17 protein-coding genes are annotated in these 17,403 nt (G+C 64.3%); 7 read left to right on the top strand and 10 right to left on the bottom strand.

Annotation, left to right across the window (positions count from 1 at the left end; translation table 11 throughout):
• Positions 1-229 precede the first annotated feature (229 nt).
• Together rssB and rssC are read left to right on the top strand one after the other, a co-directional pair.
• A complete protein-coding gene (gene rssB / locus HMPREF2581_RS26140) occupies positions 230-1,414 on the top strand; it encodes a two-component system response regulator RssB (RefSeq protein WP_003138778.1) in 1,185 nt (394 codons plus the stop codon).
• A complete protein-coding gene (rssC, locus tag HMPREF2581_RS26135) occupies positions 1,411-1,893 on the top strand; it encodes an anti-sigma factor antagonist RssC (RefSeq protein WP_003104052.1) in 483 nt (160 codons plus the stop codon). Before rssB ends, rssC begins: the two co-directional genes overlap by 4 nt.
• Before the next feature lie 85 nt (positions 1,894-1,978).
• Here rssC and tal read toward each other — a convergent pair whose 3' ends face one another.
• Together tal and dusA are read right to left on the bottom strand one after the other, a co-directional pair.
• A complete protein-coding gene (tal, locus tag HMPREF2581_RS26130) occupies positions 1,979-2,902 on the bottom strand; it encodes a transaldolase (protein WP_003090868.1) in 924 nt (307 codons plus the stop codon).
• 79 nt (positions 2,903-2,981) lie between these two features.
• A complete protein-coding gene (dusA, locus tag HMPREF2581_RS26125) occupies positions 2,982-3,980 on the bottom strand; it encodes a tRNA dihydrouridine(20/20a) synthase DusA (RefSeq protein ID WP_003138780.1) in 999 nt (332 codons plus the stop codon).
• Positions 3,981-4,282: 302 nt separating this feature from the next.
• Between dusA and HMPREF2581_RS26120 the strand changes: the two genes are divergently transcribed.
• From HMPREF2581_RS26120 to HMPREF2581_RS26105, 4 genes are all read left to right on the top strand, one after another.
• Positions 4,283-5,599: a sialidase family protein gene (locus HMPREF2581_RS26120; RefSeq protein WP_003138781.1), complete on the top strand. Its 1,317-nt coding sequence runs from the start codon at positions 4,283-4,285 to the stop codon at positions 5,597-5,599.
• Positions 5,600-6,040: 441 nt separating this feature from the next.
• Entirely contained in the window at positions 6,041-7,081 is a 1,041-nt protein-coding gene (locus HMPREF2581_RS26115) for a hypothetical protein (RefSeq protein WP_003138782.1), read from the top strand.
• 79 nt (positions 7,082-7,160) lie between these two features.
• The gene (locus tag HMPREF2581_RS26110; RefSeq protein WP_003138783.1) at positions 7,161-7,757 is read left to right on the top strand and encodes a hypothetical protein; all 597 of its coding nucleotides are present in this window, start codon (positions 7,161-7,163) and stop codon (positions 7,755-7,757) included.
• 93 nt (positions 7,758-7,850) lie between these two features.
• Entirely contained in the window at positions 7,851-8,141 is a 291-nt protein-coding gene (locus tag HMPREF2581_RS26105; protein ID WP_003138784.1) for a hypothetical protein, read from the top strand.
• 100 nt (positions 8,142-8,241) lie between these two features.
• Here HMPREF2581_RS26105 and HMPREF2581_RS26100 read toward each other — a convergent pair whose 3' ends face one another.
• The gene (locus tag HMPREF2581_RS26100; RefSeq protein ID WP_003138785.1) at positions 8,242-8,727 is read right to left on the bottom strand and encodes a hypothetical protein; all 486 of its coding nucleotides are present in this window, start codon (positions 8,725-8,727) and stop codon (positions 8,242-8,244) included.
• Between the two features lie 434 nt (positions 8,728-9,161).
• A complete protein-coding gene (locus HMPREF2581_RS26095) occupies positions 9,162-10,241 on the bottom strand; it encodes a hypothetical protein (protein WP_003138786.1) in 1,080 nt (359 codons plus the stop codon).
• Positions 10,242-10,484: 243 nt separating this feature from the next.
• Between HMPREF2581_RS26095 and mcpN the strand changes: the two genes are divergently transcribed.
• Complete coding sequence (gene mcpN, locus HMPREF2581_RS26090; RefSeq protein WP_003108927.1) at positions 10,485-12,080, top strand: nitrate chemoreceptor McpN; 1,596 nt, start codon at positions 10,485-10,487, stop codon at positions 12,078-12,080.
• Positions 12,081-12,101: 21 nt separating this feature from the next.
• Here mcpN and HMPREF2581_RS26085 read toward each other — a convergent pair whose 3' ends face one another.
• From HMPREF2581_RS26085 to HMPREF2581_RS26060, 6 genes are all read right to left on the bottom strand, one after another.
• Positions 12,102-13,340, bottom strand: coding sequence for a M20/M25/M40 family metallo-hydrolase (locus tag HMPREF2581_RS26085; protein WP_003138787.1), 1,239 nt, complete (start codon positions 13,338-13,340; stop codon positions 12,102-12,104).
• 66 nt (positions 13,341-13,406) lie between these two features.
• Entirely contained in the window at positions 13,407-13,874 is a 468-nt protein-coding gene (locus tag HMPREF2581_RS26080; RefSeq protein ID WP_003138789.1) for a GAF domain-containing protein, read from the bottom strand.
• Positions 13,875-13,988: 114 nt separating this feature from the next.
• Positions 13,989-14,207: a helix-turn-helix domain-containing protein gene (locus HMPREF2581_RS26075; protein WP_003104033.1), complete on the bottom strand. Its 219-nt coding sequence runs from the start codon at positions 14,205-14,207 to the stop codon at positions 13,989-13,991.
• A gap of 8 nt (positions 14,208-14,215) precedes the next feature.
• Positions 14,216-14,773 carry a DUF2975 domain-containing protein gene (locus HMPREF2581_RS26070; RefSeq protein WP_003138791.1) on the bottom strand — a complete coding sequence of 186 codons (558 nt, stop codon included), beginning with the start codon at positions 14,771-14,773 and terminating at the stop codon, positions 14,216-14,218.
• Positions 14,774-14,943: 170 nt separating this feature from the next.
• Entirely contained in the window at positions 14,944-16,752 is a 1,809-nt protein-coding gene (gene mep72 / locus HMPREF2581_RS26065; RefSeq protein WP_003138793.1) for a metalloendopeptidase Mep72, read from the bottom strand.
• A 77-nt stretch (positions 16,753-16,829) separates the two neighbouring features.
• On the bottom strand, positions 16,830-17,403 hold a 574-nt coding region (locus HMPREF2581_RS26060; protein ID WP_058032645.1), incomplete at its 5' end, for a biofilm-associated metzincin protease inhibitor BamI.

Here is a 17,403-nt window from a genome sequence, read left to right as displayed (position 1 = left end):
TCGGGGCGATGGGGGGCGACTGGCAATCCTGGCGATTATCGTCAAAGTTTATACCGTGCGGACGGGATCGGACGGACAAAGGCGGATTTTCCGGCAAAGGTCAACGGCTTGAACTGCTCAACGGATGGGAGTACCGTCTGCGCCTTGTCGAACCCCGTAGCCGCGCTGTTGTCACTTACAATAAGCGCCTAGGACCCACTGTTTCCGGCGCCGTTTGCCTGGATGACCCATGCATAAAGTCAGTGCCACGCTGCTGATCATCGATGACGACGAGGTGGTGCGCGAAAGCCTCGCTGCCTACTTGGAAGACAGCAACTTCAAGGTGTTGCAGGCCCTCAACGGTCTGCAGGGCCTGCAGATCTTCGAAAGCGAACAGCCGGACCTGGTCATTTGCGATTTGCGCATGCCGCAGATCGACGGCCTCGAACTGATCCGCCGCATCCGCCAGACCGCTTCGGAAACGCCGATCATCGTGCTTTCCGGAGCCGGCGTGATGAGCGATGCGGTGGAAGCCTTGCGCCTGGGCGCCGCCGACTACCTGATCAAGCCCCTGGAAGATCTCGCGGTGCTCGAGCATTCGGTGCGCCGGGCCCTGGATCGCGCCTACCTGCGGGTCGAGAACCAGCGCTACCGCGACAAGCTGGAAGCCGCCAACCGCGAATTGCAGGCCAGCCTGAACCTGCTCCAGGAGGACCAGAACGCTGGACGCCAGGTGCAGATGAACATGCTTCCGGTGACGCCGTGGAGCATCGAGGGGCTGGAGTTTTCCCACCGGATCATTCCGTCGCTGTATCTCTCTGGCGACTTCGTCGACTACTTCCGGGTCGACGAGCGACGCGTGGCGTTCTACCTGGCCGACGTTTCCGGCCATGGCGCTTCCTCGGCCTTCGTCACGGTGCTGCTGAAGTTCATGACCACGCGTCTGCTCTACGAGTCACGGCGCAACGGCACGCTCCCGGAGTTCAAGCCGTCCGAGGTGCTGGCGCACATCAACCGCGGCCTGATCAATACCAAGCTGGGCAAGCACGTGACCATGCTCGGCGGGGTCATCGACCTGGAGAAGAACTGCCTGACCTACAGCATCGGCGGCCACCTGCCGCTCCCGGTACTGTTCGTCGACGGGCAGGCGAGCTACCTGGAAGGCCGTGGCCTGCCGGTGGGCCTGTTCGACGATGCGAGCTATGACGACCGGGTCATGGAGTTGCCCCCTTCCTTCAGCCTGTCGCTGTTTTCCGATGGCATCCTCGATGTGCTGCCAGGAGCTACGCTGAAGGAGAAAGAGGCTTCGCTACCGGAGCAGGTGGCAGCCGCCGGAGGCACCCTCGACGGGCTGCGCCAGGTCTTCGGGCTGGCCAACCTGGCGGAGATGCCGGATGATATCGCCTTGCTGGTGTTGAGCAGGAACCTTGCATGAGTACCGGTAAAATCCAGTTTGCCGAACAGAACGGCTCCTTCGTTCTGAAATTCGTCGGTGAGGTCCGCCTCACCCTGTGCTCGGCCCTGGATTCCACCATCGAAAAGATCTTCGCTGCGCTGAATTTCTCGGCGATCATCATCGATCTTACGGAAACCCAGAGCATCGATAGCACCACGCTCGGCCTACTGGCCAAGCTGTCCATCCTGTCGCGGCAGAAAATCGGCCTGTTGCCCACGCTGGTGACCACCAATCCGGACATTACCCGTCTGTTGCAGTCGATGGGTTTCGATCAGGTGTTCAATATCGTCGATCGTCCGATTCCGTGTCCGGAGTGCCTGTCCGACCTGCCGCCGCAGGACCAGTCGGAAGATGTGGTGCGCGACAAGGTCCTGGAGGCGCACCGCATCCTGATGGGCCTCAACGAATCCAACCGCGAAGCCTTCCACGACCTGGTCAGCGCCCTGGAGCGCCATTAACCGGTCGATCCCTTCCCGAACTCCTGCTGAATTCCGCTGCGCCGGAACGGGACGCCCTGCATGCGCGTCCCGCCGGCAGCGGCGATCAGTGGCGGGTCGCCAACTGGTATTCGAGCTTTTCCTGGTCGCGTGCGAACAGGCGGATGCCTTCGGCCAGCTTTTCGGTGGCCATGGCGTCCTCGTTCATCTGCCAACGGAAAGCGCTCTCGTCGAGCACCTGGCGCGGCTCGCCTTCGCCCGGCAGCAGCAGGCGCGGCAGCTCGCCCTGGGCGTCAGCCAGTTGTTGCAGCAGGTCGGGACTGATGGTCAGGCGGTCGCAGCCGGCCAGTTGCTCGATCTGGCCGAGATTGCGGAAGCTGGCGCCCATCACCACCGTCTTGTAGCCGTTGGCCTTGTAGTAGCGATAGATGCGCGAGACCGACTGCACGCCGGGATCCTCGGCGCCGGCGTAGTCGCGATTCTCGCTCTTCTTGTACCAGTCGTAGATGCGCCCGACGAACGGCGAGATGAGGAACACCCCGGCGTCGGCGCAGGCCACCGCCTGGGCGAAGGAGAACAGCAGGGTCAGGTTGGTCTGGATGCCCTCGCGTTCCAGAATCTCGGCGGCGCGGATTCCTTCCCAGGTGGAGGCGATCTTGATCAGCACCCGCTCGCGGTCGATGCCCTGTTCGTCGTACAGCTCGATCAGGCGGTGGGCGCGGGCGAGGGTGGCCTCGCTGTCGAACGACAGGCGCGCGTCGACTTCGGTGGAAATACGTCCGGGAATGACTCCGAGGATGTCCTTGCCGACTGCCACGGCGAAGCGGTCGCAAGCCAGTCCGGCGTCGCCGCCGCTACCCGCGGTAGCCTGTCGAAGGTGCTCGGCGTAGCGCGGCAGGGCAGCGGCCTTGAGCAGCAGCGACGGGTTGGTGGTGGCGTCCACCGGCTTCAGGCGGGCAATGGCATCGAAGTCGCCGGTGTCGGCGACCACCGTGGTGTATTGCTTGAGTTGTTCCAGCTTCGAAGTCATGGCGAGGTCTTGTCAGGTGGGTTCTTGGGAAGAAGAATCCCCCGACCTTACCCGAGCCGCAGGCGCGGCTCAATGGGAGCTATCGCCCCGCCAGAAGTTCCAGCGCCTGGTCGAAAACCCGCAGCGGATCGGCGGCCTTGTGCACGTCCACCGAGAGCAACTGGCGGAATCGCCGGGAGCCGGGGAAGCCCTGGGCCAGGCCGAGGATATGGCGGGTCACGTGATGCATCGCGCCGCCTTCGGCCTGGTGTCGCTCGATGTACGGACGCAGACGGAGCAAGGCCTCGCTGCGACTGAGCGGCGGCGCTTCGCTGCCGAACAACTGGCTGTCCACCGCGGCCAGCAGGTAGGGGTTGTGGTAGGCCTCGCGACCGAGCATCACGCCGTCGAAGGTCTGCAGGTGCTCGCGGCAGGCCTCGAGGGTCTTGATGCCGCCGTTGAGGACGATCTCCAGGTCCGGGAAGTCCTTCTTCAATTGCGCCGCGACCTCGTAGCGCAGCGGCGGCACCTCGCGGTTTTCCTTGGGCGAGAGCCCTTCGAGGATGGCGATCCGTGCATGCACGGTGAAGCTCCGGCAGCCGGCCTCGCGCACCTGGCCGACGAAATCGCAGAGTTCGGCATAGCTGTCGCGCCCGTTGATACCGATGCGGTGCTTCACCGTCACCGCTATCTCCACCGCATCCAGCATTGCCTTCACGCAGTCCGCCACCAGCGCCGGATGCCCCATCAGGCAGGCGCCGATCATGTTGTGCTGGACCCGGTCGCTGGGGCAGCCGACGTTGAGGTTGACCTCGTCGTAGCCGGCCTCTTCCGCCAGCCGCGCGCAGGCCGCCAATTCCGCCGGCACGCTGCCGCCCAGCTGCAGCGCCAGCGGGTGCTCGCATTCGTCGTAGCGGAGGAAGCGCTGGCGATCGCCGTGCAGCAACGCGCCGGTCGTGACCATCTCGGTGTAGAGCAAGGTGTGACGGGACAATTGGCGCAGGAAGAAGCGGCAGTGGCGATCGGTCCAGTCCATCATCGGCGCAACGGAAAAGCGGCGTGAGAGGGTGGCGGGGGTGGTAGTCGGTTCTGGGCGCATCGGGACTTCGGCAGGGAGAGCGGAGCAGGGCGAGGGATTTTATCAGGTATGGAGGTGGAGGAGGGGCGGGATGAGCGTGCTAGTGTGAATGCGTGCAAGAGCCGAGGCTGGTGGGATGCCGAGATGATTATAAGTCTGCCGTCGGTCCGGCACCTGTATTCATTCAAGAGTTTTTCATCAGAAATTTTTTCCAATATTTATTTTTGAAGAATTTTATAGTTGGCCGGGTAGTCAAGGTTTGTAGGGTAGAGCTGTTGAGTGGTGGCGAGTGTGTTGGCCTAATTTGACCGAAGGAGTGAGGGATGAATACTTATTTTGATATTCCGCATCGGTTAGTGGGAAAGGCTCTGTATGAATCATATTATGATCATTTTGGCCAAATGGATATATTGTCAGATGGAGGTTTGTACCTAATATATAGGCGGGCAACAGAGCATGTAGGTGGTAGTGATGGGCGTGTTGTTTTCAGTAAACTGGAAGGTGGTATTTGGAGTGCGCCTACAATAGTTGCCCAGGCGGGAGGACAGGATTTTCGAGATGTAGCTGGTGGGACGATGCCTAGCGGAAGGATCGTCGCGGCCTCGACGGTTTATGAAACAGGAGAGGTGAAGGTCTATGTATCTGATGATTCAGGTGTGACATGGGTACATAAATTCACATTGGCTAGAGGTGGGGCGGATTATAATTTTGCTCATGGAAAAAGTTTTCAAGTAGGGGCGCGCTATGTGATTCCTCTTTACGCGGCGACGGGAGTCAATTATGAACTGAAATGGCTAGAGTCTTCTGATGGCGGAGAAACGTGGGGCGAAGGAAGCACGATCTACAGCGGGAACACACCATACAATGAGACTTCTTACCTTCCTGTGGGAGATGGCGTAATTCTGGCTGTAGCCAGAGTAGGATCTGGTGCCGGAGGAGCGTTACGTCAGTTTATAAGTCTGGACGACGGCGGCACATGGACTGATCAGGGTAATGTGACTGCACAAAATGGTGACTCTACCGATATTCTCGTAGCCCCTTCTCTCTCCTATGTTTATTCTGAGGGAGGTACACCACATGTAGTTCTCTTGTACACGAACAGAACGACTCATTTTTGTTATTACAGAACAATCCTGCTGGCGAAAGCCGTAGCAGGCTCCTCCGGCTGGACGGAGCGTGTTCCTGTGTATAGTGCGCCAGCCGTCTCCGGTTATACTAGTCAAGTCGTTTTGGGAGGTCGGAGAATACTGGGTAATCTATTCAGGGAGACATCTTCTACGACGTCGGGAGCTTATCAGTTTGAAGTGTATCTGGGAGGAGTCCCGGATTTTGAGTCAGACTGGTTTTCTGTTTCTTCAAATAGTTTGTATACCCTGAGTCATGGACTCCAGAGGTCGCCGCGTCGGGTGGTCGTTGAGTTTGCAAGGTCATCGAGTCCATCAACATGGAACATTGTCATGCCCAGTTATTTCAATGATGGAGGGCATAAAGGCAGTGGGGCTCAGGTTGAAGTGGGTAGCTTGAATATTCGGCTTGGAACTGGAGCGGCAGTATGGGGCACGGGATATTTCGGAGGAATCGACAATAGTGCCACGACTCGATTCGCTACCGGGTATTATCGGGTCAGAGCATGGATTTAGCTGCCCACTGACTAGAAATCAAGCGGAGCGATTGCTGAATCGCATCTACCGGACGGGCAGGAGGTCTAGCTTGCTCGGCCCATTAAAAACTGCAGCGGTAAGGGTAGGCTGCGACCGTTTTTCAGTCACTGACAAAACCTCCGTAATATAGTGCTTACACCTGGTACATCTGGAAACTCTCCGAAGAGACTGGCGTGGCCTCAATGCGCGCGGGACCCACTCTTCCGGATGTGCACGTTTCCCGAGCCTGGCCTGCCAGACAACGCCGCTCCCAATGCCTGGAGGTTTGCGTAGGCGTAGAACCAACGAGAGCCGTGGCAGCTCCTGGCCCTGCCGGTGTGCCCCTGCCGACCTAGTTCATTTGAAATATTGCGATCCAGGCTGGGGCCAGTAAGATGGGCCGTCCGACGACCCGCACCAGCCTCTATCAAGGATCGATACATGAGACTGTCCCGCCCGCGTTTTACCCTTTCCGCCGCCTTGCTGCTTTCTCTTTCCCTTTCCGGTTGCGTGTCTGAACTCGATTCGGGCGCCTATGGCAGCATGGACGATCCGCGCAACGCGCAGATGCTGGACCTGGTGGACCAGGCGCTGAAAGGGAACATGGCCGTGGTACTGGTGGCCGACGTGATGCCGCACAAGTCCCTGAGCGATGCGCTGACCATGACCCAGTGGACGCCAACGGCGATCTGGGAGTACGAGAAGGACCCGAAGGTGACCTTCGGCCGCAAGTTCCAGACCAACGCGCTGCAGCGGAAGCCCGACGAGACCTATCTGTTCAAGGCCTTCGAGGTGCATATCCTGCCGCCCGGCAAGTACCTGCTGACCGGCGGCGACGACTACCAGATCCATGGCTTGCTCGACCAGGTCGGCGCCCGCGGCGGTCCGCCCGGTTCGGGCCATGGCGCCAACGGCACCGCGTACCTGTCCCCCGAGCTGTATCGCGAGTACTACCGGGAAGAAGTCTGGAAAGATGCCACCTATGGCAGCGAGATCAAGACCGAGAAGGTCTGCACCGCCGTGCATGTGGCCTCGGGCGCCTGCGTGAGCTGGGGCGAGCAGCAATACACGCAGACGACCCAGGGCTCCCAGGCCGGCTATTACCAGCAGACCGACTCCCGCGACGTACCTTCGATCAAGATCCAGGCACGCTTGCCGGTCGACAAGGCGCTGGCCAGCTTCAGCGTGCAGGGCGGGCAATTGCTGCTGGCCCCGCGCATGCACCTGAAGACCCCCGGCTACAAGTACCAGCAGTCGAAGTGCCGGGCGATCGATCCGAAGAAGATCGAATGCCCATTGGAAAACCTGACCGTCTACACCTGGCCGGCGCCGATGGACTTCAGCCAGTCCCTGATCGCCCAGCGGGCTCTGAGCGACAAGCACCGGCAACTGCTGTCCAGGCTCCAGCCCCTGCAGATCACACCGCTGCGCAAGCAGGGCATGGAAGACCCGGTCTGGGGCGTGCCGCTGTCATTGAAATAGCGGGTGTTCGCTCAGGGGCGCCGGGTGCCGCCCCTATCCACGATCGGCAGGGAAGCGTTTCCCCACAAAGGAAGGTGACATGAACGTCTATCGCAAGGTTTCCCGCAGTGCCGTGACTTGGCTGTGCTCCGCGCTGCTGGCCGCATCCGGCCATGCCTGGGCCGAAGACTGGTGGGTGGTACACAAGGGCGACGACCCTGCCGAGCTTGACGTGTTCCTGGCCGATGCCGATTCGCTGGCACCGGTGCCGGGTATCGAAAACGCCTGGCAGGTGCAGATCGCCATGCTGTTCGACTCCTTCCATCTGCTCAGCGCGCACCAGTACCGCTGCGATAAGCGAGAGGTGAAGGTGGTCAACGCCAAGACCTTCTCCAACAACGGGCAACCCACGAACCTCCAGTTCACCTTCGCCAAGGGCTGGACCCCGCTGCCCAACGAAAGCCATGAGGCTGTCCTCCAGTTCATCTGCGCGCCGCAGCAACGCGAACGCAACGGCATGCGCTCCACCGGCAGGGGCGTGCCATTGCAGGCGGTGATCACCGCCGTCGGCATGGTCGAGATGGAGCGCGCCCAGGCCAATCTCGCCGAGGCCCGGCGCAAGCTCGAAGAGGCCAAGAGCGATCGCGTCATGGGCGAGCTCGATCGTCTGCTCGGCAACGAGCCCCGGAAGCCCTGAGCCGCTCTGACTGAAGCAGGGTGAGGCGAGGCGGTTCGGGCCGTTTTCCGGAACGATCGGCGTAGGTCCGGAAGGCGCGTCGGGAGGGTATCGATGAAGTGGTATAGCCGCATCAGCCTGGGGCTCAGCCTCGCGGTCGCGAGCGCTTTCCTGGTGGCGTACTGGCGATCGCTCGACAGCCATGGCTATCCCAATATGAATGCGCCTGGGCTGTTCGCCTACCTGCTGGTCTTTCCTGCCTGCGCCCTGTTGCTGCATTCCACTGCGTTGGCATTCGTGCTCCAGCAGCGAAAGCTGGGGAGCGCTCGCGAAAGAGCGCTGCAATGGATGATCAACCTGGCGCTGTGGATGGCGCCGCTTTGTTTCATATTTTCCAGTCTTTAATCAGGCACTCGCGGCTCCCGCGAGTGTGGAACTCGAGTAAGCGGACTGCTTTGACATCTCCCTTGCTAGCGGCGGAATACAGGTGCGTCCTTTGAATCGCTCAGCGCTTCGGTGCAAAGACCATCTTCACCGGCGCATCGTGCTTCAGGCGCGAGCCGTCCGCTTGGTTTCCGGGCTCGAAGCTAGGGTGCCAGGCCCTGAGTTCCGTGTCGGACAGCCACTCCAGTTGCAATTCGTCCGCGGACGCGCGCAGGTCGAATTGCGCCAGCGACTGCACGACTGAATGGCACTTTTCCGATTTCCCGGTTTCGAGGAGGGAGACCTGTATTTCTTCGCCCCAGGTGATCGAACCTTTCTCCGGGCATTTCCGAACCTCGACGTGGTATTGCCCGTTCGGCGACGGCAGGTCGGAAATCAGCTTGTCGGGGCCGCAGGCGGCGAGGAGTACGCTCAGTATCAGCAGGGGGCTTTTTTTCATCCATGACCTCTGTGGAAATCTCGGAAAGGAATTCCTTTCTTTTCCTGGCGGAAAATGGGCAGGAAGCGTGCCTGCCCATCCTACGCGCGGACTGCTCGATCTGCCCATGGGCATCCACAGCTTCGTAGATGAGCGATATCAGATGGCACTGAGCGATTTCAGGATCAGATAGGTGCAGATGAGCACCCCTGCCATGGACAAGAGGCCCAGGGCGACAATGCTGAGTTTCATCGGGTTTCCTCGTTGAACTGCGATGGGCTGCTGTATCAAGGAGGGGAGAGGCAGCAGGTGAGAGGGAAAGCCCCGGGGGGATGAGCGGCCCCCGGGGCTTTGGTGACCACCATAGGAGAAAGTCACCTTGATAAGACTAGCCCTGTTTCGCTGTGCGGCAAGCGAAGCGGCATCGCTTTTCCCGCGGGATCGGGAAAATGCCTAGCCATACCGCAGTGATGGCCACGGAGGGTCCATGCGCCTCGTCCATTTCCTGATTGCCCTTCCCGCCGCGCTGCCGGCTGAGCCTCAGATAACCGCGAGGCGCGGGTTCAGCGGTCGTCGCCGATCTCCAGTTCGATGAAGTCGATGACTCCTGCCGCGTGGTTGTCGAGGCGCTCGAGTTCCTCGCCGTCCAGCGTCTGTAACAGCGAGGCGCCGTGTTCCAGGCGCTCGCCGGAGGCATGCGAAGCGGCTTCGCGGGTAGGACTGAACAGCCAGGCGTGCGGATGTTGCGCACGCCAGGCAGCGCGGGGCGAAAGGCTGACCTCGGTGCCCGCCGGGTAGTGCCAGGCGCCCAGTTGCAAGGCCTCGGCGAGGGCCGTACCGCCGAGGCCGTACAGGCGGCGGTCGCGGTCGAAGGCCAGGGCGCCGCCGCTCAGCGCGATGCCGCGCACCGACACCCGTTGCCCGGTTTCCGGCATTACCCGCCAGCGCTCGGCGTCGCGGTAGCCGTCGGTGTAGACCATGCCGTCGCTGGCGAACAATCGCGCACCGGCGGGGAAGTCGATCTCGTCGGCGCGGTTGCCGGTCGCCAGGCTACAGCCTTCGAAGGCGGCGGGACGCCCGTCGCGCTCGCTGGCGAAGGCGATTTCCTGGCTGGCGTCGCAACGCCAACCTTCGATCTCGGCGACGCCCTCGCCACGCAGGCGCAGCGAAGTGGGATGGACGCCGGTGGTTTTCCATGGGTCCTGCGGGTCGTCCTGCTCGCTCTGCAGCCAGCGTTGCAGGTGGCGGGTGGCGACGCCGCGGATCGTCACCGGGGTGGGGAATTCGGCTTCGCGGAAGCTTTCTGGCTGGTGCTTGAGTTCCAGCTTCAGCCGGGTGCCGGCAGGCATCTCGATGCCTCCGAGGCGGGTGGGGCGCTCGAGCACGGCGCTGTGCGCGGCTTCCTCGCGTGCACGTTCGCGCTCGTACTGCCAGAGACCGATCTCCAGCCAGGCGCGCAGTCCCAACGGGATCAGCAGGAGCAGCATCAGCAGGCCGCGGCTCGGCCAGCGGCGGCGCAAGCGCTGGCGCGCGCGCGGGCTGAAGGCCAGGAGCGATAGCCAGACCAGCAGCCAGATGCCGGCGACGAACGACGACAGGTAGATAAGCGGGACGATCAGGGGAAGAGGGGCGACGGGGATCACGCGGGCGTCCTTGCGGGCTGGGTTCCATGACGTCTCCGGCGCGGCGTGCCGGGTACCTGCCAGAGTTTACAGGGCGCGTCCCGATGCCGCAGCGGCAAACTGTCTTCAGGCCTTGCCCGCCGGGGGCCACGCCCTGGAGAGGGAGGCGCTCGGGGACGGAATCGGCGAAGTGACGATTCAAGCCCAGGCGCGACGGGCCGATGGGGTGGTTATCGGTTTCTGCAGTCCAGTGGGGAAAAGCCAATGAACGAAAGCGTCGCCAGGGTGTTCGATCGGATTCTGCGGGGGCTCGGGTTGAAGACCCTGAACGCCCAGTTCCTACTGTCCTATGCACTGATGTTCGGCCTGGCCGCCTGCGCCTCGGTGGCGTTGTACCTGAGCATGTCGATCTCGCCGGAAACCATCAACGTGGCCGGTGCGCAGCGCATGCTCAGCCAGAAGATGGCCCGCGAGGCGCTGCAATTGCGACTCGGCGCCGGCGACCCAAAGGCCCTGGCCGCGACCATCGCCCAGTACGAACGCTCGGCCGCCGACCTGGATGCGGGCAATGCCGAGCGCAACGTGAGCCGGATGGGCGCGCCGGAGATCGCCGCCCAGCGGCAGAAGGTGGCGCAGATCTGGGGCCGCTATCGGGCCATGCTCGACCAGGTGGCACAGCCTGCCAGCCAGGTCGACCTGCGCGGCTTCTCGCAGTATTCCGCCGAGCTGTTGGGCGAGCTGAACAAACTGGTCTCGCTGATGAGCGCGCGCGCCGACAGTGTCCAGCACACCCAGATGTGGATCGCCTTCGGTTGCCTGTTGGCGATCCTGGTGCTGGTGGTGCTCGGCCGGCAGTTCGGCCTGGCGCCGCTGATGCGGCAGTTGCGTGGGTTGGAGGTGGCGCTGACCGAGGTCGGTGCGGCTAACTTCACCCATGCCCTGGCGGCGGGCCATGCGGACAACGAGATCGGCCGCATCGTCGCCGGCTACGAGCGGATGCGCCAGGACGTCAGCGGTCTGCTGGCGAACGTCAAGCGCAGCGCGGCAGAGACCGACAAGGACGTGGCCGAGGCCCTGGAGCAGGCGCTCGGTGCCGGCGACCAGGTGGCGCGCCAGCACCAGGACCTGGACCAGGTGGCCACCGCGATGAACGAGATGAGCGCCACCGTGGCCGAGGTCGCCCGCCACGCCAACCATGCGGCGCATTCCACCCGCGACGCCGCGGCCCTGGCCCACGAGGGACGCCGTCTGGTGGAGCACGCGAGCAGCCAGACCGGTGCCTTGGCGGAGGAACTGGAACAGACCGCCCTGGCGCTGAACACCCTGCACCAGCACGCCGGCAGCGTCGGCCAGGTGCTTACGGTGATCAGCAGCATCGCCGAGCAGACCAACCTGCTGGCGCTCAATGCCGCCATCGAGGCGGCGCGGGCCGGGGAGGCCGGGCGCGGCTTCGCCGTGGTGGCGGACGAGGTGCGTTCGCTGGCCAACCGTACCCAGCAGTCGACCCAGGAGATCCAGGGGCTGATCGAGCAGTTGCAGGACGGCGCCAACGATGCGGTAGCCGCCATGCGCGGTAGCGCCAGCCATGCCCAGAGCAACCTCGCCGAGGCCGACAGCGCGGCCCAGGCGCTGGGGCGCATCGTCGCCACGGTGGAAGAGCTGGACGGCCTCAACCAGCAGATCGCGACCGCCGCCGAGGAACAGAGCCAGGTGGCCCAGGACATCGACCGCAACATCACCAACGTCTCCGGACTCTCCGAGCAGGCCCACGAAGGGACCGCCGCAGTGCTTTCGGCCAACCAGAGGGTCAAGGAGCACATGGCTGGCTTGCGCGTGGTGCTCGGTCGCTTCCGCACCTGAGGCTGGCTGCGGGCGTCGGCGCTAGTCGGCGGACAGCTCGCGGATCAGCGCCACCGTCAGGTACAGGCGCGGGGCGATGCTCGACAGTTCGAGGTATTCCGCCTCGCTGTGCAGGCCGGCGCCGACCACGCCGAGGGTTTCCAGCACCGCCGGCTTGTCGCTGCCGGGCACGTAGGCGTAGCCGGCGTCAGTGCCGAAGCGCATGGCGATCGGCTCGATGCGCTTGCCGATTCGGCCGTAGAGCGTCTGCGCGGTTTCCGCCAGGCGCTGCGAGGCGGGGTTCTTCACCAGGGGCGGACGACCCTTGTCGAGACGCAGACTGACTTCGGTATCGGCGATCAGGCGTTCGCCGGTCAGCTTCCGGGCGTCGGCCAGTACCCGCTCGCTCTCGGCCGGGTCCGAGTAGCGCATGTCGGCTTCCGCCGAAGCCTCGGCGGGAATGATGTTGCGCTTCTCGCCGCCCCTGGCGAGGGTCCAGTTCAGCGTGGTGCCTTTCGCCGGATCGCCGAGGTCCTTGAGACGCAGCAACTGGTGCGACAGTTCGAGAATGGCGTTGCGGCCTTGCTCGGGTGCCGAGCCGGCATGGGACGAGCGACCCTTCACCTCGAGCAGCAGGCCGTCGATGCCATTGGTGGCTACCGTCACTGCGTCCCGGTCCGGCGGCTCGTAGGAGAAGACGTAGTCCTGCTGCCGGGCCAGCTCGGCGATCAGTTGCTTCGAGCCGGCGGAGCCGGTTTCTTCGTCGGGATTGAACAGCACGGTGATCCGTCCGTAGTCCCTGAAGCCTTGCTGCCTGAGCAGCGCCAGGGCATGCAGCACCATCGCCACGCCGCCCTTGGCGTCGGCCACGCCGGGTCCGTAGGCGCGCTCCGCGTCCTCGCGGAACGGACGCTTCGCCGCGCTGCCGGCGGCGAACACGGTGTCGTAGTGAATCATCAGCAGGAAGCGCTTGCTGCCGGTGCCATCGAGGGTGGCCACCAGGTTGTCGCCGGCCGAGGGCGTCGCCGGTGCGCTGCGGACTTGCGCGCCGAGCGCCTGCAGGCGTTCGGCGAGCAGCGCGGACAACTGGCCGAGGCCTTCGGCCTGGCCGGTACCGCTGTCCACCGCGACCAGTTGCCGGAGCGTGTCGAGGTAGGCCGGACGTTCGGCTTCGGCCTGGCGCAGCAGCTCGGCGGCTGGCGTGTCGGCAGCGAAGGCGGGGGGCGAAAGCAGGAAGGCGAGGGCGAACGGCAAGAGGCGGGGCAGGCGGCTGGCGTGCACGGAAGGTCCTCGTCTGGTGGGCGGAGGCGGCGCGGTTGTGCGCCGCGGTATCCGATTGACCTTAGGTCATGAGACGGTTTCCGCCAGCAGCGCCTCGACCTTGCGCCGCAATTCTTCCAGCAGGGCCCGTTCCTCGGCCGAATAGTCGCGCGGTCGGCTGTCGAGTACGCAGACGGTGCCGTACGGGGTGCCGTCGGGCGTATGAACCGGATAGCCAAGGTAGTTGCTCAGGCCGAACTCGACTTCATCCTCGTTGCCGGCCCATTCCGTCTCCTGGCGCGAGTCGCGCACGTGCAACGGGGCGTCGTGGTCGACCACGCGTTCGCAGTAGAGGGGTTGGGCGCCGTCTTCATGGACGCTCTTGCGGCCTTCGGCGCCGATCGGGTAGGTGTCCTCCAGGCGTCCGGCGGAGGCCTCGACGCGCATGTGCCGGGGCAGGGAACGCATGATCAGCACCGACGGCACGTCGAGCCGGCGGGCCAGTGCGTCGATATCCCGGCGCAGGGATTCGAATCGTTCGGAGGATTTCGCCATGCCCGGCCTCGCCCATGTCTGGTGGATGAACCGCGACTGTAGCGGCGAAAGGGGGCTTGGCCTAAATACCCTTTGTTGCGCTCCCCCTCGCTCGAGCGCATAAGCGCCCGGCTGTCACTCCTCGGTCGGGCCGGGCAGGTACTCCAGCAGGTTTCCCGGCTGGCACGCCAGGTAGGCGCAGATGGCCTCCAGGGTAGCGAGGCGAATGCCCTTTACCTTGCCCTGCTTGAGCAGCGACAGGTTCTGTTCGGTGATACCGATGGCCTGGGCCAGGTCCTTGGACCTGGCCTTGCGCAGGGCGAGCATGACGTCCAGCCTGATTTCGATGGGCATGGCGGACCTCAGACGAACTGGCGGTTTTCCTCGGCGAGCAGGGCGGCCTTGCGCTGGATGCGCGCGATCACCATCACCGAGGCGGCGGCGAACAGGCTGACCAGTTCCGCCGAACCGAAGCTGAGACTGACGATGCGTTGCCCCTGGGGTTGGAGGAAGGTGACCCAGACCGTCAGCAGCGGCTCCAGCAGGAAGTTCGCCAGCACCCAGCAAGCCAGGCACAGGCCGACCTTGCCGAGCAGCGCCGCGGCTTCTTCGCAGAAATACTCGCCGCGCCCGTAGTGCTGGAACAGCCGCCGCAGCGCTTGCAGTCCGCTGGCCAGGACCAGCAGCGGCAGGCTCGACAGGAGGATGCCGCCGAGGGCCTGCCAGAGCGGCATGTCTCGCGCCGCAACGCCGAGGTCGCCGGCGACGCCGGTGGCAGTGAGGGCGAAGCCGAGGCCGTGCTCGCTGGCGAGGTCGGGGAAGATCCAGCTCGCGGCGTTGAGCAGCAGCATGCCGGCGATCAACAGCAGGGTCAGGGTAGCCATCAGGCGGCTGTAGCCGGCCAGGCGGTCGCTTGTCATCGGGGGTACTCCTGGGAAGGTGGGCAGGCCCCTCGGAAACGAGGGAAATTGGAGTGATCATAGTTTAATAATAAATTATCGTAAAACGATAATTTTATGATCGCTGCATCCAGCCTGGAGCGCTCCGCAAAATCCCCCCGTGCCTGCCGGGGGCACGGAGGGGAAGCGTCCTACTTCTGCAGCAACTGGACGTTGTCGATGAACATCGACTCCTGCTGGTTACCGCTGAGGATCATCAGTTCAGCACGCTTGATCGGCCCCTTCGGCAATTGCACCTGGCCGCGCAGGCTGGCCCAGCGGCCATTCTCGACCACCTTGTAGCCCAGGGGCAGGTATTCGCCGGGCCGACCCTGGCTTTCCAGGTAGAGGTAGGCATAGGTCATGGCCTGCGAGCCGCGACCGTCGCCGACCCGTACGTCCGCGCTGAACGCGTAGGTCCGGCCTGCTTCCAGGTTGCCCAGCAGGCTGGTGCTGGCGCCGGTGCCGGCGTAGCGCCGCTGGTAGGCTTCCAGGGCCAGCCGCCCGGCGCTGGCGACGCGCGTGGCGCGGGTGCTGGCATGCACGCCGCTCCAGCCGCCGATGCCGCTCTCGAAGTCGTAGGCGATGCGTTTCGGCGCCGGCGGTACGCTCGGCGGCGCGGCCTGGGCTTCCTGCAGGTTCATCTCGTCGACCAGCAGGCTGGCGCCGCTGTCGCTCCAGACCGCCACGTAGAGGTTGCGCTGGTCGGCGGCGGGACGGTAGTCGAAGGTCTTCTCCAGGCGACTGAACTCGTTGCCGCTGACCGACAGTTCGACGCTCTGCGCCGGGTTGTAGGCCAGGGCGCCATCGGCGCGTTCGCTGAGCAGCGCCATGCGCACGGTTTCACGGGTATTGGCGGCCTTGAGCATGACCTTGCCGCTCAGCCGGTAGCCGCTGCCGGCGCGCAGGGGGGCAATGGGGCGGACCAGCAGATCGAAGCCACGCACGTCGACCAGCAAGGCATTGTCGCGGCAGCCCTTGGCGACGTTCACCAGGCTCAGCTGGGCGTTGCCGGACCATGCGCGCCAGCCTTCCATGCTGGCGAACTCGCCATCGCCGAGCAGGCCGCCGAGCTTGGCTTTCGTGCACCATGGCAGGTCCGGCGGGGTCGGCGTGTCGCCGCCGGAGCCCGGGTTGAGCGTGCCGGGTACCTTGGTCGGGCGAAAGTCGGCGATCTGCGTGGCCATGCTGTTCAGCGCGCGTACGGCGTCGGCGTGTTCTTCGCGACCGCAGGGCTGGTTGGCGCATTCGGCGTTGACCAGGCGCGGGTTGGCGAAGAACGGTGCCTGCTTGTTGGTGCCGAAGGCATGCGGGTAGGCCATCACGGTGGCGAAGCGCCCCTGCACGCCGTAGCCGCGGCTCCATTCGTAGGTGCCGCTGTGGGCGTAGCGCGGATCGTAGTAGCTGGACTCCAGGTCCTGCTCGTAGGAGTGGCGCAGGCCCATGTTGTGGCCGGCTTCATGGGCGAAGGTGTTGAGCCCGCAGTCGACCCCGGTGAGGTTGTAGGCAATGTCCTTGGCGTTGCCGTGGAAGCGCCCGCTGTTCTTATCGCCCGAGCCCATGTAGCCGATGCCGCAGGTGATGTAGCCGTTGCCGCTGTTCTGCGAGCGGTTGACCAGGCTGACCAGGTCGGCGCCGTACTGCTCGCGCAGGCGCTGCACCTGCGGGTCGCGCATGAAGCGATCGAGGTTGGTGCCGGTCACCGTCGGGTAGTCGGCCCAGTCCAGGCGCTGCTTGTGCACCAGACGCAGGCGCAGGTTGACGCCGCTCTTCTCGTAGGCGGTGTTGGCGAACTCGATGTAGCTGGCGATCCGCGCATCGATGTCGCGGCCATTTGCGGTCTGGGTCGCCGCGGGGGTGTAGAGGACCATGATGTCGACGGTCTTCGGTGCGGCCTGGGCGGCCTGGGCGGCAGAGGCTACCGCCAGGGCTAGGGTGGAGCAGAGCAGGGATTTCTTCATGGGTTGCCTGTGTTCGGACAATAGGAAGCCATGGCGCCCCGAGGGCACCGCTGGGGAAACATGCTGGGAAGGTGGGCTCAGCCCTGGGCGGGCGGCGGCATCGGTGGCAGCTCGGCGAGCGGCGCGTCGACATGATCGCCATGCGGGTCGCTACGCGCGGCGATGTCGTTCTCGTCGATCACCCGGGTCTTGCCGCTGCGGTTGTCGACGATGATCGAGTAGCTGCCGTCGAGGGTGGCGACATTGATGTGGGTTTCCAGGCTGCCGCGCACCACGGTCAGGCTTTCCGCCTCGTCGCCGTCCACCAGGCCGCCGCGCCAGACCGGCAGGCCGGCGCTGTTATGGGTGCTGGCGAGGCGTGCCTGCAAGGGCCGCTCGCGACCCGGCAGGCTCATTTCCAGCACCTGGCCGAGCGCCAGCGTGTCGAGCAGGGCGGGTTCGACCTGCGCCAGGTATTCGGGAATGCCCTGGGCGCCTTCGCGGCTGCGCAGTTCGCCTTGCCAGAGTGTCACCCGCTCACGTGGCGCGGGCGCTGCGACGGGGGCCGGGGCGAGCATGTGGGTAGCGTCCGCCGTCGGCGCCGCGAGCGCCGCTGCCGGGGCGGCGACTGCCTGGGCGGCGGGGGACTGGCGGGCCTGCGGCGGTGCCTCG

The sequence above is a fragment of the Pseudomonas sp. HMSC057H01 genome, assembly GCF_001836405.1.
Lineage (GTDB): Bacteria > Pseudomonadota > Gammaproteobacteria > Pseudomonadales > Pseudomonadaceae > Pseudomonas > Pseudomonas aeruginosa.
This window is presented reverse-complemented; position numbering and strand designations above follow the sequence as displayed.